This window comes from Roseimaritima sediminicola (genome assembly GCF_009618275.1).
Lineage (GTDB): Bacteria > Planctomycetota > Planctomycetia > Pirellulales > Pirellulaceae > Roseimaritima > Roseimaritima sediminicola.
Genome location: NZ_WIAD01000001.1, coordinates 1 through 22936 on the forward strand (window position 1 = coordinate 1; position 22936 = coordinate 22936).

The 22936-nt window shown below is 63.4% G+C and carries 14 protein-coding genes; 7 read left to right on the top strand and 7 right to left on the bottom strand.

Annotation, left to right across the window (positions count from 1 at the left end):
• Positions 1-206: 206 nt before the first annotated feature.
• The 3 genes from GE027_RS00005 to GE027_RS00015 form a co-directional block, all read right to left on the bottom strand.
• Positions 207-1538, bottom strand: a complete 1332-nt coding sequence (locus GE027_RS00005; RefSeq protein WP_153555114.1) for a DUF1015 domain-containing protein — start codon at positions 1536-1538, stop codon at positions 207-209.
• 433 nt (positions 1539-1971) lie between these two features.
• Positions 1972-3309 carry an adenosylhomocysteinase gene (gene ahcY / locus GE027_RS00010; RefSeq protein WP_153555115.1) on the bottom strand — a complete coding sequence of 446 codons (1338 nt, stop codon included), beginning with the start codon at positions 3307-3309 and terminating at the stop codon, positions 1972-1974.
• Between the two features lie 88 nt (positions 3310-3397).
• Positions 3398-4132, bottom strand: a complete 735-nt coding sequence (locus tag GE027_RS00015) for a phosphoribosylanthranilate isomerase (protein ID WP_153555116.1) — start codon at positions 4130-4132, stop codon at positions 3398-3400.
• A 113-nt stretch (positions 4133-4245) separates the two neighbouring features.
• Here GE027_RS00015 and GE027_RS00020 point away from each other — a divergent pair, with 113 nt between their 5' ends.
• Entirely contained in the window at positions 4246-5145 is a 900-nt protein-coding gene (locus tag GE027_RS00020; protein ID WP_153555117.1) for a hypothetical protein, read from the top strand.
• A 76-nt stretch (positions 5146-5221) separates the two neighbouring features.
• Here the strand turns inward: GE027_RS00020 and pckA are convergent, their stop codons facing one another.
• Positions 5222-6811, bottom strand: coding sequence for a phosphoenolpyruvate carboxykinase (ATP) (gene pckA / locus GE027_RS00025; protein ID WP_153555118.1), 1590 nt, complete (start codon positions 6809-6811; stop codon positions 5222-5224).
• 220 nt (positions 6812-7031) lie between these two features.
• On the opposite strand from pckA, the gene fba reads away from it, so the two are divergent.
• On the top strand, positions 7032-8054 hold the full coding sequence (gene fba, locus GE027_RS00030) for a class II fructose-bisphosphate aldolase (protein WP_153555119.1): 1023 nt from the start codon (positions 7032-7034) through the stop codon (positions 8052-8054).
• A gap of 62 nt (positions 8055-8116) precedes the next feature.
• Positions 8117-9589 carry a class I adenylate-forming enzyme family protein gene (locus GE027_RS00035; protein ID WP_153555120.1) on the top strand — a complete coding sequence of 491 codons (1473 nt, stop codon included), beginning with the start codon at positions 8117-8119 and terminating at the stop codon, positions 9587-9589.
• A gap of 136 nt (positions 9590-9725) precedes the next feature.
• Here the strand turns inward: GE027_RS00035 and GE027_RS00040 are convergent, their stop codons facing one another.
• Complete coding sequence (locus GE027_RS00040) at positions 9726-10874, bottom strand: helix-turn-helix domain-containing protein (protein ID WP_153555121.1); 1149 nt, start codon at positions 10872-10874, stop codon at positions 9726-9728.
• Between the two features lie 286 nt (positions 10875-11160).
• Here GE027_RS00040 and GE027_RS00045 point away from each other — a divergent pair, with 286 nt between their 5' ends.
• The gene (locus GE027_RS00045; protein WP_153555122.1) at positions 11161-13740 is read left to right on the top strand and encodes a protein kinase domain-containing protein; all 2580 of its coding nucleotides are present in this window, start codon (positions 11161-11163) and stop codon (positions 13738-13740) included.
• A gap of 104 nt (positions 13741-13844) precedes the next feature.
• A complete protein-coding gene (gene xseA, locus GE027_RS00050; RefSeq protein WP_153555123.1) occupies positions 13845-15041 on the top strand; it encodes an exodeoxyribonuclease VII large subunit in 1197 nt (398 codons plus the stop codon).
• A gap of 155 nt (positions 15042-15196) precedes the next feature.
• Here xseA and GE027_RS00055 read toward each other — a convergent pair whose 3' ends face one another.
• Both GE027_RS00055 and GE027_RS00060 read right to left on the bottom strand, forming a co-directional pair.
• Positions 15197-17011, bottom strand: coding sequence for a hypothetical protein (locus GE027_RS00055; RefSeq protein WP_153555124.1), 1815 nt, complete (start codon positions 17009-17011; stop codon positions 15197-15199).
• The gene (locus tag GE027_RS00060) at positions 17008-19092 is read right to left on the bottom strand and encodes a hypothetical protein (RefSeq protein WP_153555125.1); all 2085 of its coding nucleotides are present in this window, start codon (positions 19090-19092) and stop codon (positions 17008-17010) included. Before GE027_RS00060 ends, GE027_RS00055 begins: the two co-directional genes overlap by 4 nt.
• A gap of 286 nt (positions 19093-19378) precedes the next feature.
• Here GE027_RS00060 and GE027_RS00065 point away from each other — a divergent pair, with 286 nt between their 5' ends.
• Together GE027_RS00065 and GE027_RS00070 are read left to right on the top strand one after the other, a co-directional pair.
• On the top strand, positions 19379-21052 hold the full coding sequence (locus GE027_RS00065; protein WP_153555126.1) for a sigma-70 family RNA polymerase sigma factor: 1674 nt from the start codon (positions 19379-19381) through the stop codon (positions 21050-21052).
• 214 nt (positions 21053-21266) lie between these two features.
• Entirely contained in the window at positions 21267-22913 is a 1647-nt protein-coding gene (locus GE027_RS00070; RefSeq protein ID WP_202617286.1) for a M28 family peptidase, read from the top strand.
• Positions 22914-22936: the final 23 nt, after the last annotated feature.

The window sequence follows — 22936 nt, forward strand, 5'->3', positions numbered from 1 at the left end:
GGAGGGCCCTACGAAAACCCTCTCCGGGCCTAAGAGCCCGACTCTCCCAGTGGGAGAGTAAAGCCGAATCAAATGTTGCGACGTGCTTAGCATCCGAGGCTATCCACTGCCATCGCTTCGCGATTCAGCGCGGCTAACGTCGAAATCCAGGCCGTCGAGAACGCTACGGGCACCGGGCCCGTTTCACACGGAACATCCGCCAAGCTTTATGCCAACGGCTTAAACACCAACCCGCTCAGCAGCTTCGGATAGAAGTACGTACTCTTGGCGGGCATGCGTTCTTTGTGCAGGCTGATCGCCTCGACGTGCTCCAGCTCGGCCGGCATCACCAACGCCCCGAGCGTGAACGGGTCGTCCGATTCGTTCTCGCTGAGCGTGCCTTCGCCCTTCAGGCCGTCGACGACTTCTTCGACCAGGTGCACGTAGGTCGGCTTGGGGTGGCCGGCCGCACCGAGCAGATCGTCGATGACCAAACGGTGCAGCAAGCTGACCCCGAGGGCTCGCCAATCGTCACTGTGATCGCCGGCCAACTGCTGCATCTTCTGTTCGGCCGCCGCGGTGGCTTTGCACAACAACCACTTCTTGTCCTTGGTAGCGTACAGCCCGATCAGGCCTTGATCGTTGGCGACTTCCATTTCTTCCCAGACGTCGCCGGCCGCTTCCGGTCCTTCGCCCGCAACGCGGCACTCAAAGCAATCGCCCAGTCGCGAGACGATCTCATCGGCGGTAAAGGATTCGGTACCGCGGATCAAACGATGGGTCGGCAAGACGATCATTCCGGGGTCGTTCATGCTGACGCACATCGTCATCACAAAGTTGGCCGGATGGTCCGAGGGCAGTTCGCCCTCGGTCTCGATCAGGTAGTCGCGGTAGTTACAGGCGGTCTCGTAGCGGTGGTGACCGTCGGCGACAAACATCGGCTTGTCGGCCAGGATCGCGGAGACTTCGCTGATCACCTTCAAGTCGGTCACGGGCCAGAGCGTGTGTTTGACGCCCAGGTGATCGGTGGCCTCGATTCCGGCGACGCCGGCAACCGCTTCGTCCAGTCGATCCTGAGCCCGATTTTCGGGATCGGGGTAGAGGCCAAAGATCTGACTGCAGTTGGCCTTGCAGGCCTTGGTCAACTTCAACCGATCGACCTTGGCCTTGGGATGCGTTTCTTCGTGCGGATAAATATTGCCTTCGCCAAAACGCTGCAGGCGAACGCCACACATGAAGCCGCGCCGGGTAAAGCTCTGTCCGGCGTACTCGAACCTCTGGTGGTAGACGTACACGGCCGGATCGCTTTCGCTTTCCAGCACCCCTTCGCTCTGCCACTGCTTGAAGAACCGGGCGGCCCGCTCGTACTTGGCGTCCTCGCTGTCGCCCGGTTCGCTGCGGTTGAGGATGATGCGAATCACATTGGCCGGATGCTTCTCGTACAGCTCCGACTGCAAGTCCGGGTCGATGACGTCGTAGGGCGGGGCCACCACATCGGACAGCGCTCCGACGTGACCCAGATTGTAACGAACACCGGGAAAGGCTTGGATTTCAGGCATGGTTTTCTGATCGTGGTTGGAGGGGCAATGAGGCTGAAAAGCTTACTCGATGCCGCCCGGCATGGAAGGGGAAGGCCGCGGCGGAGGCGTCTGAGGCGTCTGAGGCCGCGGCGGACTCGCCGAGGCGGCGGCGCCCCTGGTGGCACGGGGCCGGGAAGCGCACAAAAAAACGCGGCCCCAAAAGGACCGCGTTTGCGAGTGTCGCCTTTCGCTCGGCGAAAGTAGCCGAGTGTCGCCTTTCGCTCCGCGAAAGTAGCCGAGTGTCGCCTTTCGCTCCGCGAAAGTAGCCGAGCGTCGCCTTTCGCTCCGCGAAAGCAGTTTGCAGTGCCGCCTCGGCTGGGACAGCCGAGCTACGGTTCCCGCCTCGGCTGGGACAGCCGAGCTACGGTTCCTGACTCGGCTGGGACAGCCGAGCTACTATGGCCCGCCGGGCTTAGTAGCGGTAGTGATCCGACTTGTAGGGACCGTCGACGGGCACGCCGATGTACTCGGCTTGCTCTTCGGTCAACCGGGTCAGTTTGACGCCCAGTTTGCCGAGGTGCAGCCGGGCGACTTCTTCGTCCAGCCGTTTGGGCAGCATGTGCACGTCCAGATCGTACTGGTCGGCGCGCTGCCACAGTTCCATCTGAGCCAGCACCTGGTTGGTGAACGAGGTGCTCATCACGAAACTGGGGTGACCGGTCGCACAGCCCAGATTCACCAGCCGGCCCTTGGCCAGCACGATCACGCTGTTGCCATTTTCGAAGGTGTAACGATCGACGGCGCCGATGTCGGCGGGCTTGATCTCTTCCTTGGTGACCTTGCCAGCGGCCACCTGGGCTTCCAGCCAGGCGATATCGATTTCGGTATCGAAGTGGCCGATGTTGCAGACGATCGCGTCGTTGGGCATCTTCTCCAGGTGTTCTCCCAGGATGATGTCCTTGTTACCGGTCGTGGTGACGAACAGGTTGCCTTCCAGGCAGGCTTCTTCCATGGTCGTCACTTCGAACCCTTCCATGGCCGCCTGCAGGGCGTTGATGGGATCGATTTCGGTGACGATCACGCGGCAGCCATAGCGCTGCAGCGAGTGGGCACAGCCCTTGCCGACGTCGCCATAGCCGCAGACCACGGCCACTTTACCGGCCAGCATCACGTCGGTGGCGCGCTTGACACCGTCGGCCAGCGACTCGCGGCACCCGTACAGGTTGTCGAACTTGCTCTTGGTGGCCGAATCGTTGACGTTGATCGCGGGAACCTTCAGCTCGCCCTTGCGTTTCAGGACTTCCAGACGATGGATCCCGGCGGTGGTCTCTTCGCTCAAGCCGCGGATATTCGCCAACAGTTCCGGGAACTTGTCGTGGACCATCGCCGTCAGGTCACCGCCGTCGTCGAGGATCATGTTCAGCGGTTCGCCTGAGGGGAACGTCAGCGTCTGCTCGATGCACCACTCGAACTCCTCTTCGGTCATGCCCTTCCAGGCGTACACCGGAATGCCCTTGGCGGCGATCGCAGCGGCCGCATGATCTTGGGTGCTGAAGATGTTGCAGCTGCTCCAAGTCACCTCCGCGCCGAGCTCGATCAGGGTCTCGATCAAGACGGCGGTCTGAATGGTCATGTGCAGACAGCCAGCGATGCGGGCGCCTTGCAGCGGTTTGTCTTTACCGTACTTCTCACGCAGAGCCATCAAGCCTGGCATTTCGTTTTCGGCCAGATTGATTTCCTTGCGACCGTACTCGGCAAGTTCGATGTCCTTGACCTTGTACGGAAGACGGGTCGTTTCGACCTGCGACACTGTGCAATCTCCTGGAATGCTAGAAAATAAATGTTCTGTGCCAGCATCTTATGGCTTGAGCAACCGTTTTGTCAGGTGCACCAACCGATTATCGGGTGTTTTCTTGGCGACCACTGTCGGGGTTCGAGTCGTGGTGCCCGGCCTCGGTCGCCTCGAGCGCCGAGATTGCGGCGGAAGTGAATCGGGTGATCAAGCGTGGATCTTTCTGTCCCCGCGGCCGCTCGACGCCCGAAGCCACGTCCACTCCCCAGGCACCGCTTTCCTGAATCGCTTCGCCGACTCGCTGGACATTTAATCCGCCGGCCAACATCCACCGCGAGGTGCCGCTTCGGTTCCAGCGGCCGATCTGTCGCCAGTCCAAACGATGGCCCTCGCCGCCGTAACGACTGCCCACATCGGCGTCCAGCAGCACGCCGCAACCGGCTTCGCGCCACGGCCGCACCCGCCGCTCGACCTCGTCCGGCTCGAGGCCCTGCCCCGGCAGGCGGACAGCGCGGATCACCGGAATCCCGCGAGCCACCAAGCGCTGGGCCACCGCCAACGACTCGTCACCGTGCAACTGCACCGCCCCCACGCCTCGGGACTCGACCGCTTCGATCATCCGGCTTTCGTCCTCGTTGACGAACACGCCGATGCACAGCATGCCCAGCTGGTCGGCGGCGGTCACCAGATCGGCTACCTGCTGGGGATCGGCCAGAAAACGCACACTGGGTGGATAAAAGTTCAGGCCCACCGCATCGGCGCCGGCCGCCGCCGCAGTGCGGACCTCGGAAACTTTGCGCACCCCGCAAATCTTAACGCGAAAGCTTGGTGGAGCCGTCATGATCGTTACGTTTTCACTAGCGCTAAAGAAATCGAATTGCCGATGCAACCAGAGGCCGACCGAGCTGGCCACCCACGCGCGACCGCTTCCACACGCTTTCCGGGCTCTCGTCTATGATGCAACACTGGAAACGATTTCGTCCAGCAGGGCTCGCGGCAACCTGGCGTCAGAGCCTACGTGCCGCCGACCCGAAACGTCTTCGCCGAGCGACGACGCTGGGACTGAGCCTGATCGTGGGGGGACTGGCCATCGGTGCCCAGCGACCGCCGCAGTGCGTGGTCTCGGTCCAGCCGCCCCCCGGGCCCTCGCAGACGGCAGCGCGCGGGCAAATCGCAGCCGACCGGCAACCCGCACCGCTACCGCGGCAGGTGGACCAACCGCAGCGCTACAGGGTGCGGGCCGACAGCGATTCCCTGCGTCGTCTGCAGCAACAGCTGGCCCGCCGCAGCCAGCAGCGTGCGGTTCGTAAACCCGACGCCTACTACGCGGCGGCTTGGCGGCGCGACGCGGCGGCCTATTATTTGCGCCGGGCTCGAGCGGAATTAATCGAACCGATCCCGGCTCCGGCCAGCCTGGCCGATCGCGTGGTCCCCGCTTCGTTCCGTCGCGACGGCCAGCAAGAACAGCGGCGGGCGGCCGTCCACCGGGACATCGCCCAGTGGCAAGCCCAATGGCAGCGCGCTCAACAGGCCTTTGACCAGGTCGCCGCCGGGCTGCCCGGTGCCGCACCGCGGGCGGCCGCGCCGGCCGTTTCGATCGGGCCCCTGTTGGCCGCCGGTCCCACAGCTTCGGAATCCCTGGCCTTGGTCGCACTGGCGATCACCGCCGGCTGGGGCTACTACCGCATCAGCCAACCCGGGCCACCAGCGATCCTGCTGCAGACGCGGCGCAAAGTCATCGCTCGCCCGGCTTGGTATCGCGATTCTCCCGGCCGGCATCACCAGAACCTGAAACGCTTGGATCAATTGGCCTGGGTCACGCTGGTCCTCGGCTTGTGGATGTGGTTGGCCTAAAGGATGTGGTTGGCCTGGTGGATGTGATTGGCTTGGGGCGCGACAGACGTCGTCCCCCGTCATGCTGCGGCCGGCATCAGCCGGCCGCTGGACCGGCCGCCCGGATCTCGTCGTTGGCGGCCGTCTCGTACTTCTGAAAATTCTGTCGAAACAGATCGGCCAAGCGGCGCGCCGCGGTATCAAACCCATCCTCGTTGCGCCACGCGTTCTTCGGCCAGAGGATTTCATCGGGGACGTTGGGACATTCCAGCGGGACCTCGAATCCGAACGTGGGGTCGGTTTTGCTGGGCACGTCTTTCAACGAGCCGTCGTGGATGGCGTCGATGATCGCTCGCGTGTGCTCCAGACTCATCCGTTCGCCCACTCCGACCCCGCCTCCGCTCCAGCCCGTATTGACCAGCCACGCCCGGGCATCGTGTTGCTGCATCCGCTGGGCCAGCAGTTCCGCATACTTGGTCGGATGCCAGACGAGGAACGCCGCGCCGAAGCACGCGCTGAAAGTCGCCACCGGTTCGGTCACGCCCATTTCGGTGCCCGCAACCTTGGCGGTGTACCCGCTGATGTAGTGGTACATGGCCTGAGCCGGGCTGAGCCGGCTGACCGGTGGCAGGACCCCGAACGCGTCGCAGGTCAGAAAGATGATATTTTTGGGATGTCCGCCGACGCATGGTTCTTTGGCCCGGTCAATGAAATGAATCGGGTAGGCCACACGGGTATTCTCGGTGATCGAAGCGTCGTCGTAGTTCACGACGTGGGTCCCCGAATCGTAAACCACGTTCTCCAGCACCGCGCCAAAGCGAATTGCCTGGTAGATCTCGGGCTCGCTCTCGGGCGTCAAATGGATCACCTTGGCGTAACAGCCGCCTTCGATGTTAAAGATCCCTTCGTCGGTCCAGCAGTGCTCGTCGTCGCCGATCAGTTTGCGATTCGGATCCGTCGAGAGCGTGGTTTTTCCGGTGCCCGACAAACCGAAGAACAGTGTCACGTCGCCGGCATCGCCTTCGTTGGCGCTGCAGTGCATGCTCAGCACCCCGCGTTTGGGCATCAGATAGTTCATCACTGTGAACACGCCCTTTTTCATTTCGCCGGCGTACTGTGTGCCCAGGATGACCAGTTCGCCGTGCTCGAAGCTTAGATCGATACTGGTCTTGCTGGTCATTTGCGAAGTGTAGGGATTGGCCGGAAAGCTGCCGGCGTTCAGGATGACCATGTCGGGGGTGCCGAAATCGGCCAGTTGTTCCGCCGTGAGCCGGATCAGCATGTTGTGCATGAACAGGGCGTGGTAGGCGCTCTCGGCCACGACCCGAACCCGCAGCTGGTGCTCCGGATCCCAGCCGGCGAAGCCGTCGAAAACGAACAGCCTGGAACGGGTGTTCAGGTAGTCGATCGCTCGCTGGCGATTGATGGCAAAGGCCCGATCGGTCAGCCGCATGTTGATGTCGCCCCACCAGATATCCTGACTGGTCTGCGGTTCATCGACGATGCGCTTGTCCTTGGGACTGCGGCCGGTCTTATCCCCACTGCGGGTGGCCAGAGCCCCGCTGTCGGCAATCACGGCGTGGCCATCGATGATTGCGTACTCGTACAGCCGGGCGGGCGTCGCATTGTGAACGATGTCCTCCACGTGTAATCCGTACTGGGACAGGTCGATCGAATTGAGACTCATCGGATGGCCTATGGCAAGAAAGGTAGCTGAGCGGCGAAAACGAGGGGCAGCCGGTGGCACGCAAAGATCAGCCGGTGGCAGGCAATGATAACGCCCGGCGGTACTTGCCAGAAACCGGCTAGGTGCAATAATCAACCCCTCGACCGCCAAACTTGCCGTTTTGGGGGTTTCCCTGCTGGAACTACGATCACGTTCAACCCTGTGTTTTAAGGAATTTGTTATGGCATTGGTGCCGCTTCGCGTCGTCTTGGATCACGCTGCAGAAAACGACTACGGCGTCGCTGCATTCAACGTCAACAACATGGAACAGATTCAGGCCATCATGGAGGCGGCTGAGGAAACCGATTCGCCGGTCATCATCCAGGCCTCGCGAGGCGCTCGCGCCTACAGCCAGGACGCGTACCTGCGTCACCTGATGCTGGCCGCGGTGGAACTGTATCCGCACATCCCGATCGTGATGCACCAGGACCACGGCAACAGCCCCGAAACCTGCTTGTCGGCGATTGAAAACGGCTTCACCAGCGTGATGATGGACGGCTCGTTGGAAGCCGATGGCCAAACGCCCGCCGATTACGACTACAACGTTCGGGTGACGGCCGAAGTCGTCAAAATGGCTCACGCTCGTGGCGTTTCGGTCGAAGGCGAATTGGGTTGCCTCGGCTCGCTGGAAAGCGGCGAAGGCGAACAGGAAGACGGTCACGGTGCGGTGGGCGAATTGACCCGCGACCAACTGTTGACCGACCCCGACGAAGCCGAACGCTTTGTCGCCGAAACCGGCGTCGACGCCTTGGCCGTCGCCATCGGCACCAGCCACGGCGCTTACAAGTTCACCAAGAAACCCACCGGTGAAGTGCTGGCGATGGATCGGATCGAAGCGATCCACAAGAAATTGCCCAACACCCACCTGGTGATGCACGGCAGCAGCAGCGTCCCCCAAGAGCTGCAGGACATCATCAACAAATACGGCGGGTCGATGAAACAAACCTACGGCGTGCCGGTCGAAGAGATCCAGCGCGGCATCAAGAGCGGTGTCCGAAAGATCAACGTCGACACCGACTGCCGCATGGCGATCACCGGCGCGATCCGCAAGGTCATGGTCGAGTCGCCCGAGAAGTTCGACCCGCGTGATTTCCTGAAACCGGCCCGCGCCGCGATGAAGGACGTCTGCGTCGCTCGCATGACCGCGTTCGGCCAAGCCGGTAACGCAGCCAAGCTGCGCGAGTCGATGAAGACGACCGCGTAGGGCGGCAGGTTTGTGGCAAAGGCTTCTAGCCTCCGCCACGCTGCTCACAGGCTGGGAAGCCTATGCCACGCTCTTTACAGCCCCCAAGCCTTTGCGAGGCGCTGCTGCGTCACGCGGCCGAGCGGCCGGACGCGGCCGCTCTTTGGAATGGCCGGGAATGGTTGACCTGGGGCCATCTGCAGCGCGTCGTCGCGGTCAATGCGGCGGCGCTCTCGGGACTGCCGCCTGCGACGCGCATCGTTACCACGTTCGCCAACGACGCGACCGCGGTGGTCGGAGCCCTGGCGGTCATGGCCGCCGGCCACGTGGAAGTCCCTGTGGGTGACCGCGGCCGGAGCGATGAGATCGAAGCGATTGCTCGTCGCTGTGAAACGTCCGTGAGATTGTCGTCTGCGGAAATTAATTTGTCGGTCCCCCGTGCGGCCCCCGTCGATCGTGCTGGACTGGAAACGATGCTCGCCCAGCACGACCCGAATCGGGACGCGGTGATTCTCTGGACCAGCGGCACGACGGCGACGCCACGCGGGGTCGTGCTGTCGGCCCGGGCACTGGCCGCCAATGCTGCCGGAAAATTGGCTGCGGTGCCCCAGCGGCCCGACCAACGGCGATTGATCGTGCTGCCGCTGTGGCACAGCTTTGCCCGCACCTGTGACTTCGGCACCTGGTTGCACAGTGGCAGCCGGCTGGCCGTCACCCTGGGCTGGGACGGCCTGAAAGCTTGGGCTCCGAAGATCGCGCCGCAGTTCCTGTCCGTTGTGCCGCGGTTGGTCAAGCGGTTGCTCGGCACGGACCTCCAGCGTCTGCCCGAACGCTTGCGATCCCTGGGGCTGGCGGACCTGCGCGTCCTCGGCTGCGGCGGTGCGGCGCTCTCGCCCGAGGATTACGCTTCGCTCGCGCGGCTGGGAATCTGTGTGATCCACGGCTATGGATTGACCGAAGCCGGCCCCGTGGTGTGTTCGGCCACGCCCGAGGATGCCTGCCCCGGCGCGGTGGGTCGGCCCATCGACGGGACGCGCATTCGCATCGACTCCGACGGCCATCTGTACGCCTCGGGACCGGGATTGATGAGCCGTTACTTGAACGACCCCCAGGCCACCGCCGCGGTCCTTCAAGACGGCTGGCTGCGAACCGGCGACCTGGCCCAGCAGGACCAGCAGGGTTTGGTTCGCATCCTGGGGCGAGCCGACGATACCATCGTTCGCGACAACGGACTGAAACTGCAGCCCCGGACGATCGAACAGCAACTGGAGCGTTCGCCGTTGGTCCAGCACTGCGTCCTCTGGCAGGACCGCGGCGGCCAACTGGTCGCAGTCGTCGAACTGACGGGAAAAGGAGTCGAAGTCGACGCCGAGCATTGCCGCGGCGAACTCCAGTCGATCCTCCGCGGGCATCCAGGATGGATGCAGCCGCAACGCTGGGTGCTACTGAGAACGCCCTTGCCGGCGGAGATGTTCACTGACAAAGGCACGCCCCGCCGACGGTTGATCGGCCGCCGGTACGCCGAACCAGTGTCGCCTTTCGCTCCGCGAAAGTAGCCAGTGTCGCCTTTCGCTCCGCGAAAGTAGCTCGGCAGAGCCAATTCGGCTGGGACAGCCGAGCAACTCTGGGACAGCCGAGCAACTCTGGGACAGCCGAGCAACTCTAGGCCGAGCAACTCTAGGTCGAGCGTGTTTACAAACGTTCCATCCGGCGGCGGATCGCTTCGGCCGACAGTTTGATGACTTTCGGGGCCGCCGACAGATCCGTTTCCAACAGATCGCTGTCCTCTTCGTCGACGGCGTACTGGACGATGTAGGCCCCGATCTGCAGGCCCGGTTCCTCATACACCGGCGGCCAGAACTCTTCGCTGCGGCTGGCCAGCGTCTTGGCCAACAGCCGCGTTGCCCGGCCCGAGAACCCACTCAAAACCAACTCGAACCGGCCCAGCGGCTCGCGGTAGATGTAGAACACCAACGCGGCATCGGTGGTCTTGTCGCCACCGGCCCAGACCCACGTACCATCGTCTTGTTCGTAGTAGATGCCCGGCTTGTCGACCTTGTCGTTCTTGCTCAACTGCACGCCAGCCGAAGCCGCGTTGGGTTTGGGATCCTTCTCGCGGTAACGAAGGAAGAAGGGGCAGGCGCGACTGGACGAATCATCCAGATCATCTTCGCTGGCGAAGGGCGTACAACCGAACGCTTCGGCAAAGATCATCTCGGCGACAGGATTACTTTTCACGCTGCCGATGCACACCAGAGCTTTGTCGCCCTGGGCTTCGGCAAAGTCCTGGTGAACGCGTCGGGCCCGCTCATGCGACTCCTCGTCGGACACATGCCCGGGGCTCCAGACCAGCGTCTGCTGGAGGCGTTCGGGCTGGGCCAACTGGCCGCGTTCGTCTTCTTCGGCGTCGCCCTTGGCAGGGGAGAGCATCTTGGCATTGCCGCCGAGGGTCGAAATACCGTTGAGCATTTCACCGACCAGGACCGAGTCGGAGGCAACGACCCAGGCATTGGCATTGGCCGAATCGGCCTCGTCCTGTCGGACTCCGACGCAGATTTCGATGCTTTTGCGTCGCGCGAGCGTTTCCCAGAAATTCTCGGGTTTCACTGCGAACAAGGCCCCGGGCAGCTCGCTGGGACGGGCGTGGCCGTGATCGATCAGGTAGTCGCACAACTTCGAGAGCGCTTCCAAGGGAATGTACTTGGCCTCGTTCTTCAGCAGCGCCGCGACTTGGTGCCGGTCAAGGCCGGTATGCTCCACAATCGCTTTAATGGTTCCCGGCCGCTTGCGACGGTCCGGACTGTGGCCGAGTAGTTCCGCCAACCGAAAGGCATAACGCATGGCAAGTAAATTCCCGTTAAGTCGATTAAAATCCAGGACGATGTTAGTTTAACTTCCCTCACGCGACAAACAAGAGCCACCTCCGTCGGCCGGTAGCGGCGGAATGAGCCCCGTCACTAAAGGCGGCTGAAATCTCGTTAAAAAACGCGCCCCGTAGACCGCCAAGAAGGCCCTATAGTTTGGGCAGCAAGAAATTTTGTTGCTCCGCCCGGTACATTTGCTACCTTCGTGCGTTCGTAGTCTGTGCGGCGAAACGTCGCATCGACTCATCTGTCTCCTCCCTACGGTGCCTCACCCCCCTCCTTTCGCCGTGCTGCCCAGCGACGACCCGCCCAGCTCCTCGATGCCCAAGACCGGGCCGCTGTACGACCCGCCCACGTTGGCGCCGGCCGATGCGGCCAGTCACGGCGGCGAGTTCGATCTGTGCACTGAGACCGACATCCCGCAGGCGATCGGTGAATACCGCATCGAACGCTTGATCGGCACCGGCGGGATGGGCCGTGTGTACCTGGCCGTGCATTCCAAGATGGAACGGGTGGTCGCCCTCAAGACGCTCTCGGCCCAGCGGATGGGCAGCGAGAGATCGGTCGGGCGGTTCTATAGCGAGGTCCGAGCGGCAGCCCGCCTGATGCATCCCAACATCGTAACCGCTTTCGATGCGGGCGAATCCGATGGCATCCACTACCTGGCGATGGAATATGTCGACGGGCCCACGCTGGCCCAGGTGGTTGCCCAGTCGGGGCCTCTGGCCGTTCCCGTGGCCGTCGACATCCTGCGCCAGATCGCGACGGGCTTGCTGCACGCCCACGACGCGGGGATCGTGCATCGCGATATCAAACCGGGCAACGTGATGCGGGCGGCCAACAACGTGATCAAGCTGCTGGATCTGGGCTTGGCCAGCGTCGGTGCCGACGCCCGCGATCGACTGGAGAACGGCCGCCTGATCGGCACGGTCGAATACATGGCGCCCGAACAATTGGAGCAGGCCGATCGGGCCGACGCGCGTTCGGACATCTACGCCCTCGGCGCGACGTTCTACTTTCTGCTGACCGGCCGCACGCCCTACGAAGGACCGCTGTTGGAGCAGATTCGCGGGCACCGTGACGGGCCCGTTCCGGATCTCTGTGCGGTCCGCCCGGACATCGACGTCCGGCTCGATCACGTGCTGCGGCGGATGATGGCCAAGCGGCCGCAGGATCGCTATGCCAGCTTGTCCGAACTGCTGGAAGACCTGGACCACTGGCAGCGCAATGAGGTCCTGCGAACCGGACACGTGGGCTACGATCAGAGCGTCGCCGAGACCCCGACTCGCTTCGGCGAAACCACATCCAATGGCGTTTGCGACGTTTTGGGTATCGACCTGGGCATGTTGTACGGTTCGGCGGCGCGCGCCAATCCCGGCGGGGAAGTCACCACGCTGCATGCGGCCGGAGAGAACAAACCACTGATGCGGTTGGCCCTGGCCAGCCGCCGCGATCAATTGTTCTTTGGCTCACAGGCCCTCGAATACCGCACCAAGTACCCTGAACGCGTCACCCACTGCCTGCCGCTGTACATCGGCCAATCGGTCATCGAGCGGCGGGTGCTGGGCAAGTGCTGTCCGCCCGAGGTCTTGCTGGCGCTGACACTCCGGCAGTTGATCGACAACGCCTGGCAGGAAAAGGAACGTCCCGCCGCGACCGCCGTCACGGTGCCGTCGTGTTACGACCAGATGCACCGGCGCAGCATCCTGCAGGCCTGCGAAGTCGCAGGCATCCGCGACATCCGCTTGATCGATCGCAGCGTTGCGGCCGCCCAAGCCGTACTGATGGATCAGATGCACCGCGACGGCGCGAAATTGGATGCCCAGCCCGGCCTTCAACTGGTCGTCAGCATCCTGGGCAATACCACCGAAGTGGTGCTGCTGCGGCGGATCGGCGAACGGATCCAACAATTGGCGATTCTCGGACGCGCCCACAGCGGCATCCTGAACTGGCAACAGCATCTGGTGGATCTGGCCGCCGAGCAGTGCATGGGCAAATACGGCTTCGATCCTCGCCGCTCACTACGCGACGCCACGGCGCTACAGATCGGCTGTGAGCGGGCTTTGAATCAGTTGTGCTTGCAGACCACCGCCGAGATCCGCTTCGATGCCGACGGGGCCCTCCGCGAATTGGTGATCAGCCGCGACGCATTGTTCTCGGTGGTTCGCCCGTGGCTGGACAGCCTGCAAGAGATGTTGCAGTGCGTGTGCAGCGAAGGTCCCCGGGATGGGCAACCGATCCTGCAGTGCATCACCGTGGGCGTGCTGGCGAAGATGCGTCCGGTTCGCAAACTGTTGCAACAGGCCGTGGGTCCAGCTTGTCGCTTTGTCGCGTTGGAGCGACCGGAACTGGCGCGGGGGGCCGCCACGGCGCTGGCCGCCGAGATGCCGGGCCGCGAAGGGATCCCCCTGCCGCCGCTGGCCTGTACGCCGCACGACCTGGGGGTTCTGGCCCACGGCGAGAAAGGCACCCGCAAGCATATCCGCCCCATTGTGCCCCGAGGCACCGCCCTGCCGGCCCGCACCAATCGCCGCCTGACGGCCGGCCCCAACCAGCAATTATCCACGACGCTGTCGGTGGTCGAATCGACCCACTTCAATGCCAGTAAATGGCGTTCGTTGGGCAGCCACACCCTGCCGCGTTACAGCCAGAGCCAACCGGTCGAACTGGGCTTCGAGGTCGACGCCAACGGGCTGCTGGCGATTCGCACCCGCAACCCCCACTCCGGACGCACCGAACGACTGCCCGCCCTGCCCCCGCCCACGCTCGAACCGGCCGATATCCGGCACTGGCAGCAGTGGATTGACAGCCTGGGCATCTTCCGCGAAAACGTGCTTTCCTAAGTCGCCAGACTTCCGACCGTAGCCGAAGTCGCCAGACTTCCGACCGTAGCCGAAGTCGCCGGACTTTGGACCTTTTCGCCGCCCTCTTGCCGCCGTCGATTCGCATGCCCCAACCCTGGACGGTTTCCGAACTGACCACGCGAGTGAAATCCACGCTCGAGTCCAGTTTCCCCAAGATCAGCGTGCAGGGCGAAGTGACCGACCTGTCGCGTCCGTCCAGCGGCCACCTGTACTTTACGCTGAAAGACGCCCAGTCGCAGGTCCGCGGCATCATCTGGCGGAGCACGGCCGCGCGGCTGCCCTTCAAACTGGCCAATGGACAGGAATTAATTTGCTTCGGTGACGTGGAGGTCTACGCCGCCCGTGGCACGTATCAGTTGGTGGTTCGCAAAGCCATTCCGCAGGGGCTGGGCAGCCTGCAGTTGGCTTTCCAGCAGTTGCGCGAGCGATTGACGGCCGAAGGGTTATTCGAACCGCATCGCAAACAACCCATTCCGTCCTTTCCGCGGCGCGTGGCTTTTGTCACCAGTCCGGGCGGGGCCGCGATTCGCGACTTTCTGGAAGTCGCCGCTCGGCGAAGCGCCGCGGTTCAGATCGTCCTGATCCCGGCTCAGGTTCAGGGCCAAGGCGCGGCCGAGAGTATCTGCCGCGGCATCGAAGCGGCTCACCGCATCCGCCCCCACTTCGACGCCATCGTGGTCGGCCGCGGAGGCGGCAGCCTGGAAGACCTGTGGTGCTTTAACGAAGAAGCGGTCGTGCGAGCGATCGCAGCGGCGACCCTGCCGGTCGTCTCGGCGGTCGGCCATGAAATCGACCTGACGCTGTCGGACCTGGTTGCCGATCGCCGCGCGCTGACCCCCAGCGAAGCGGCCGAGTTATTGGTGCCCTCGGCCGACGATTTGCAGCAATCGTTGCGGGTATTGCATCGCCGCCTGCTGCGCCCCCTGCAGGATCGCCTGCAGATCGCAAGCGACCGCCTGTCCGCGCTTCAGTCGCGGCCGGTGTTTGCGCGTCCCCACGACGGCGTCCAGCAGCGCCGCCGCCTGCTGGACGAACTGGACCTGCGCGCCCACCGGGCGGTGCAGAACGAATGTCGGCGGGCCGGCGAACGTTTGGCCACCGCCACCGCCGCACTCGATGCGCTCAGCCCCCTGGCGGTGCTGCATCGCGGTTACAGCGTGACGACTCGCTCGGACACCGGCAAACCGTTGCACCGGAGCGAGGACGTGCAAGTCGGCGATCGCCTGCACACGCGACTGGAACAAGGCACCATCGAAAGCCAAGTCACCGCGGTCGAATAAGTGGCATAGGCTTCCAGCCTGTGAACAGTGGCATAGGCTTCCAGCCTGTGAACAGTGGCATAGGCTTCCAGCCTGTGAACAGTGGCACAGGCTTCCAGCCTGTGAACCGCCCTGCCCTCGGCTGGGACAGCCGAGCTACTTTGTGGCGCCGGCCGCTACTCGCGTCCTGCGCTCAGTAAGAATTCGGCGTCGCCCAACAACGGGTCCGTCCAGCGCAGCCGCAGCACGCCGTCCTGTTGCAGCCGAGCGATCGTTTCGGCGTGCCGCTGGCGAATCCGTTGTTCGATTCGGTCTACCGTGCGGCGACGTTGGCTGTAGGTGATGACCAACATCGCGTACAGGGCCGTCGGCAGCAGCGACAGCAGCAGACTGGTCAGCAGCATCGAGAATTCGGGCCGCGGAAACCGCTCCAGACTGCCGTCGGAATCACGAAACGTCTGGTAGCTGGCCACGACGTACTGGTCGTACAGCGAATAGATCGGCGCGGCCATCAAGGCCCAAAAGATCAGTGTCCCCAGGACTGCCAGCGCGACCGCCGTGGTCGCCGGCACGGCGCGCCGCTGCACCTCTTCGTCAAAGATCCGCTGCGACTCCTCCTGCAGGGCGTCGATACCCGCCAGGTAAGCCATCTGCGGGTGACGGTCATCGTCCAGCTCCGCGCTGTGTTCGTTGTCCTGGGGCACGGCCGAGAGCATCTCCCGCAGCTGCTCGTGGAACCGCGCGATCGGCGGCCCCAACCGGTCGACCACCGCGGCGCTGCTGCGGCGCCGCAGGCCCTCACGCAGGTCCTGTTCCACTTCCTCACCGTGGCGCAGGTTGCGGGCGCTGGTCCAGGCGACGGAAATCAACGACGGCAGGCTTCCCGACAGGCTCAGCACGACGCGGTCCCAGGCGCCATGCGTCAGGTTCAGCAATCCCAGCAGCGAACGGTAGGGAAACCACACGGCCGCCGTATCGGTCAGCACCGACAGCCGCAACTTGCTGCGGATTCCGGCCCGCAGGGCTTCGTGACCGCCCACCATCGAAAGGGCTACATCACCGGGCAACTTGCGGGCTTCTTCGTTCAGCCGATCGACCGCTCGGGTCAATCCGGGCAGGTGTTCGCCCAGGGTGGCCCGCAGCGACTCGCGAAAGCGGGCATCGACGGCCGCCAGACGGATGCGGCGGCGACGGTCGTCGGTCAAGTGGCCATCCAGGTAGGGGCTCAGCAGGTTCTTCAACTGCTTTAGGGCGGCCTCCGCGACGGCCGATTCCTCGAGATCTTGGACATCGAAATCGGGGATCAGAATCGGCGAAAGGATGGTGCCCGAGGGGGCGGCGGCGCGCATCCGAGCGACCAACGTATCGGCATCGGCCGCCAGCTCCGGGTCCGCGGAATCGCGGACGGCGTTGATCACCGGCACGACCAGCGTGCCTTCGCCCAGGGTGCTCAGCACGCTGACGGTTTGGCTGCGCAGTTGGTCGCGGCGGACGACCATGACCAGGATTGCGGCCAGCGAGAGCGCGCGCCGCGCGGTTTCGGCAATTTCCTTGTCGTCGTCGGTGGCGCCGGGCGTATCGACCAACAGATAGGGACCGCCCAGGTCGCGCATCGCTCCGGCGTCGCAGTGCAGGAACTGTTCGCGTCGCGAATCCAGGTCCCGCGGGGCTTGCGGTCCGATCCAGATCAAACGCCGCGTGGATTCGTCCTCGCGATTGCCGCTGGGAATTGCCTGTTCGGCGGCGGTACCGGCCACCAATTGTTTGGCCAGCCAGGATTTGCCTTGGCCGGCGGCCCCCACAATCGCCACGATCGTGGACCCCACGGCGCGATCCTGCATGATCGACTGGCGGGTGCGGAGGTGATCGGCGCACAGCCCGGCCACGTCGCGGCCTGCCGGGCTATCGCCCAGGACGGTTACGGCGGCCCGGCGGACACGCTGCAAGAAACGGTCGCCCGGATCGATGTAGTCCGCGTCAAATGCGTTCATGACTTTCCTGCCGCAGGTAGTTGAGCTTGGAGTTCGGTTTCAAATTCCGGGCGCGGTCGCCACAGCAACATCGGTTCGCACTGGGGCTGGTGCTGCTCGATAGCCGGCAGCGGCAGCGAGACGTTTTTGTCGCCCACCCGAACCGTCAGTGGTTCGGTGGCCCGCGGCACGCCCAGCGTGTCGCACAGCACGGCCGTAAAGTCGCTGATCTGCTGCATCGCCGCTTGTTGGCCCACGCTGTTGGTCGTCTGCTTGCCGCTCCAGAAGGTCGCAAACGCGCTCAGTCCCGCGGCGGCCAACAATTCGGAGATCGACGCCGCGCCCAGCATTGCGCCGCCGAAGTCGACGGGGATTAATAACACCGCCCCGAACGCAGCCAGGGCGGCGGTCAGGGGCGTCAGCCCGGCCGACACCTTCTTGCTGACCGGCACCTCCTTCCACATCTGCCGCACCGCCTCGTCCAGGCGTCGGGGATCCAACGAAGTGATGTCGTCGCGTTCAAAACGCTCGATCGCTTCGCCGGCCAGCGCGATCAAACGTTCCTCGTCCGGATCGCAGGGCAAGCGGTCCAGGGCCCCGTGCTGCCGAAGCGCATAAGCCAGTCGCTCGGCCGTCAGGATGCCACCGATCTCGCCTTTGGAAAACGACTGCCGCACCTCATCGGCCTTTTGTCTGGCGAGGGCCGTCGGGACGATCTGCCGAAACAGATCCTTGGTGCCGCCGATGACTTTGGCCACGTACGCGTTCAGCCGCACGCCCCACCGCGCGTACCAGGGGGCGGATCGCGAGAACGCTTCGGTCAGCTGTCGCACGATGCGTTCGCTCTGATGCAGCCGCAGCTCCAGAATCTGACCGCCGGGTTGACGGTGCGCGAAGAATTCCAGGCCGGCCGCGAGCAACAACTCCCGGACTCGCTGGGCCGCCTGAAAGCACTCGGCGGACTTCGTCTGGAGCGTCCCCACGCCGCGATCCCAGACCGCCTGCCGCAGCGTCGCTTCCAGCGCGATCCGAAACCGCTGGAACAGCTGGCCGCGATCCAGCTGCCGCGGCAATTGGCTCAGGAAACGGTCGGCGGAAATGGCTGCCGGCGGATGATCGTCCGGATTGTCGGTCAGCGAAAAGAAGACCGGCAGCGGATCCTCGTCGTTGCCGCCGGCGGGTCGAGGCTGATCCGGCGACTGCGGGATATAGGGTCCGCTTTTTTCGATGTCGAAGTCATAAGCGGCGTAAATCGTTTCCACACGGTATTGCTGGGCCAACGGCTGGAAGGTCTCCCAGACTTGATCGGGCGTCTGCCGTGGGCGAATCTTGTTGACGGCCAACAGACGCGGCACGCCGGGCATCAGGTCCGACGCGATCCGCAGATGATCCGCCAGGTCGCGATCGCGAAACTGTTCCGGCGTCGTGACCACCAGAAAAGCCGAGCACAACGTCGAGGCATGTCCGAGCAGTTTGCGGCGGGTCTCCGGATCGCCGCGCCCAAACGAGCTGTCCGAGACGATGTCCGGACAATCCAACAGCCCCACTCCGGCTTCGTCCAGGCCCGTGTCGGTGGCCACCAGCGGAACCGACAGCAGTTCGGGGTCGCCGGTTTCGTTGTTGTACTGTCGATGCGCCTCGGCGACGTCTTCGGCCAACATCTCCGGCGGATGCCCGAGGGTTTCTCCGATCCGGCTGAGCAGCAATCCCCAGACCTCGGCGTCCTCGCGCCAGGCGGCCGGTAACCACAGCACAAAGCGATGCGTTCCCTCGCGATTGTTCGCCCCCCGCAGCGAACGCTGTTGTCCCTGGGAACTGAGAAAGCTGGCGACCAGCGAGGTCTTGCCGCTGTTGAGCATCCCGGCGATGGCCACCGTAGGATGCTCGGCCAACGGCACGGCTCGTTCCAATTGACGGCCGGCGGCGAGCACCGCTTCGGCCGCTTCGGGTTCGACGCGCCGCAGCGCCGCCAGAAAACTCTCTCGCCCCGCTTGAGGATACAACCGCTCGGTGGCCGCCCGCTGGTCGTCGTCCTCGAGCAACGGCAACAGCTGCGACCATCGCACCGGTTGCTCGTCGCGAGACTTTCCGAATCCAAACATTTCCGAAAACCAGTCCGTAATACGAAGAGAGGAGGGGGGGCGGGGCGAGTCGTCTAAAGCGTAGCAAGCTGGCGTTTTTTTGGCAGTGCCAGATCGGAATCCGCGGTAATCCTTGGCCCTACCGCGATCGATGACCTAGCGTTGTGAGTCCGGCAGCCACGCTTCGCGTGGTTCTTTTCCCAAGGATGTTGCCTCGGAGCAACAGCCGATGTTTCGAAAACGCATCGAAGCACGGGGATGCCGTTGACCCGACATTGACGCAAACCACTGCTACAGAACGACTTCCATGATTTCCAGCTATTCTGCTTATAACTTCGGCACCGCGGGTGCATTGGTGGTCAGCCCAGTAGACAGCGACGAGAATCCGCACCCCGGGGAGATGGACGAGATGGCGAAACGCATGGGCCGAAGCCTTCAAGACGATGCTTACGACGCGGACGAATCGGTACAACGTCGCAGCCGAGTCATGGGCACGGGCTTTGCCGATGATGCGGTCTCGCTTTCGATCGATGACGACGCCGATGCCCGCCGCCGCGAACTGGTCGGCGATCCCACCGAAGATCCGGTCCGCATGTACTTGATGCAGATGGGCCAGATCCCTCTGCTCAGCCGCGATCAAGAAGTCGCCGCGGCCAAACAGATCGAAAAGACGCGCGAACGTTATCGCCACTGCATGCTGGCCACGGACTTTGTTCTGCAGGGCGCCTGCAAACTGCTGGAACAGGTTCGCGACAAACAACTACGACTGGACCGCACGATCGAAGTCAGCGTGACCAACAAGAAAGAAAAGGTCGCGATCATGAAACGGATCGTGCCCAACGTCCGCACGCTGAAACACCTGTTGACGCAGAACCGCCCGGACTACTTCAAAGCCATCAACCGCCGCGTGCCGATTCATCAGCGTCGCGCGGCGTGGCGCCGGTTGACGATCCGCCGCAACAAGGCGGTCCGCCTGGTCGAAGAGATGAACCTTCGCACCAATCGTCTGCAACCGCTGTTCGATCAACTCGAAGCCGCCTCGAAGCGGATCACCAAGATTCGCGACCTGTTGGCTCACCCCGAACTGCTGGGCGGTCCCGGCATGCCCGATCCCGAAGAACTGCAAGGCGAACTGCATCACTTGATGCGGATGACCTTCGAATCGCCCCGCACCCTGTCGCGGCGAATCCAGCGGACCAATGCCTTCCGCGACGATTACGATGCCGCCAAACGCGTGCTGTCGGCCGGCAACCTGCGGCTGGTCGTTTCGATCGCCAAGAAATACCGCAACCGCGGCCTGTCGTTTCTGGATCTGATCCAGGAAGGCAACACGGGCCTGATGCGGGCGGTCGACAAATTCGAACACGCTCGCGGATACAAGTTCAGCACCTACGCCACGTGGTGGATCCGTCAAGCCATCACGCGAGCGATCGCCGATCAAAGCCGCACCATCCGCGTGCCGGTTCACATGATCGATACGATGAATAAAGTCCGGCAAGTGACCCGCGACCTGGTTCAGGAAATCGGCCGCGAACCAACCGCCGAAGAAGTTTCCAAGCGGATGAATCTGTCGCTGGAGGAAACCCGCGTGATTCTGAAGATGAGCCGCGCACCGCTGTCGCTGGACCAACCCATCGGCGACCACGAGGACAGCGTCTTTGGCGAATTCCTCGAAGACCACCGCGATGACGACCCGTTGATGGAAGCCAACCGCGAGGCGTTGAAGATGCAGATCGACCGCGCCATGCAGACCCTGAACTATCGCGAACGCGAAATCTTGCGGTTGCGCTACGGCCTGGCCGACGGCTACACCTACACGCTGGAAGAAGTCGGGCGGATCTTTCAGGTCACCCGCGAACGCGTGCGGCAAATCGAAAGCAAGGCCGTCCGCAAACTGCAGCAGCCCTACCGCGCCAAGTCCCTGGTCAGCTTCCTCGATGGAGCGGAACTGACGGTCGTCGACGGACAAGAATCCGTCTAGGCTCTGTGGCATAGGCTTCCAGCCTGTGGATAGTAGCACGGCTGTCCCAGCCGTAACCAAACACTCTCTCGGCTGGGACAGCCGAGCTGCTCTGTGGCATAGGCTTCCAGCCTGCGAAAACGTTTATACTGAGCGGTCGCTACGGTCGCTTGTCTCCTCTCAGGAAACCCACAACGTGTTCAAGGTCCTCTCCGCTCCATTCTCTGCCACGCTCGTGGCGACACTGCTGCTTGCCACCGCTGCCTTTGCAGACCCGCCCGGCGAAACGGATGTCGATGTCGAAACCTCGGTCGGTTCGATCGACGAGGACGTCCTCCGCGGTCACATCCGCTTTCTAGCCGACGACCTGTTGGAGGGTCGCGGACCGGGTTCGCGCGGCGACGCGCTCACCCAGCTGTACCTGGCCACGCAGTTCCAGACCATGGGCCTCCAGCCCGCCGGGCCCGACGGCGGGTGGTTGCAATCGTTTCCCCTGGTCGGCGTGCAGACGCAGTGTCCGCCGGAAATCCATTTCCGCGGGCCCCAAACCGTCACTTTGGACTACTACGACGACTACATCGCCACCGTCGGCATGCCCGAGCCGCAGGTCGAGGTGACCGATGCGCCGTTGGTCTTCGTCGGCTACGGCATCCAGGCCCCGGAGTACGACTGGGATGATTTCAAGGACGTCGACGTGCGCGGCAAGATCCTGGTGATGATGAACAACGACCCTTCGCACGATCCCGAATTGTTCGAGGGCAAGCGACGGCTGTACTACGGTCGCTGGGATTACAAGTACGCGATGGCCGCCAAGCTGGGCGCCGCCGGCGCGTTCATCATCCATACCGAAGCTTCGGCGGGCTATCCCTACAAGGTTGTCCAGACCTCGTGGTCGGGCGAGGAATTCGAGTTGGCCGGGGGCCAGCAGCCGCGAACCAAGGTCCGCGGATGGATGACCGAACCGGCCGCCAAGGAACTGTTCGATTCGGTCGATCTGGACCTGGATGAACTGCGACGCCAAGCGAACCAGCGTTCCTTCCGGCCGGTCGAAATGCCGACCAAGCTGTCGATGAAGCTGACCGCGGAGGTTCGTAAAAAGGAAACCGCCAACGTCCTGGCCATGTTGCCCGGCAGCGATCCAGAGCTGAAAGATCAATACGTCGTTTTTATGGCTCATCACGATCATATCGGGATCGCGGCGCAGCGCTCGGCCAAGGGCGACAACATCTACAACGGGGCGATCGATAACGCTTCGGGGACCGCCGCCGTGCTGGCGATTGCGCGAGCGTGCAGTCGCTTGAAAGAGCGTCCGCGACGGTCGATCCTGTTCGCTGCGGTCGGCGCCGAAGAACAAGGCTTGCTGGGCAGCAAGTACTTTGCCACCCACCCCACGGTGCCCGCCGGTGCCATGGCTGCGGTAATCAATATCGACGGCGTCAACCACATCGGACGCACCCATGACGTGAACATGATCGGAATGGGAAAAAGCACGTTGGACGAGGTGTTGGTGCAGCAAGCCAAGCGGCAGAACCGGATCGTCACCCCCGACCACTTCCCCGACCGCGGCTATTACTACCGCAGCGACCAGTTCTCGTTGGCCAAAATCGGTGTCCCCGGCATCTACCTGCATTCCGGCGTCAACGTGATCGGCAAACCGGCCGGCTGGGGCGAGCAGCAAATGGATCGCTGGGTCAAAGAGGATTATCACCAGCCCAGCGACGAGTACGACCCGGCCTGGAATCTCGCGGGCGCGATCGAAGACATCCGCCTGTTGTACCGCGCCGGACTGCAGATCGCCGACCAGGACGCGATGCCTCAGTGGAACCCGGGCGACGAATTCGAAGCGGCTCGCCAGCGAGCCCTGGCGGAGCTGCAGCCCTAGGCCCCCTGTCCCTACTCTCTCAC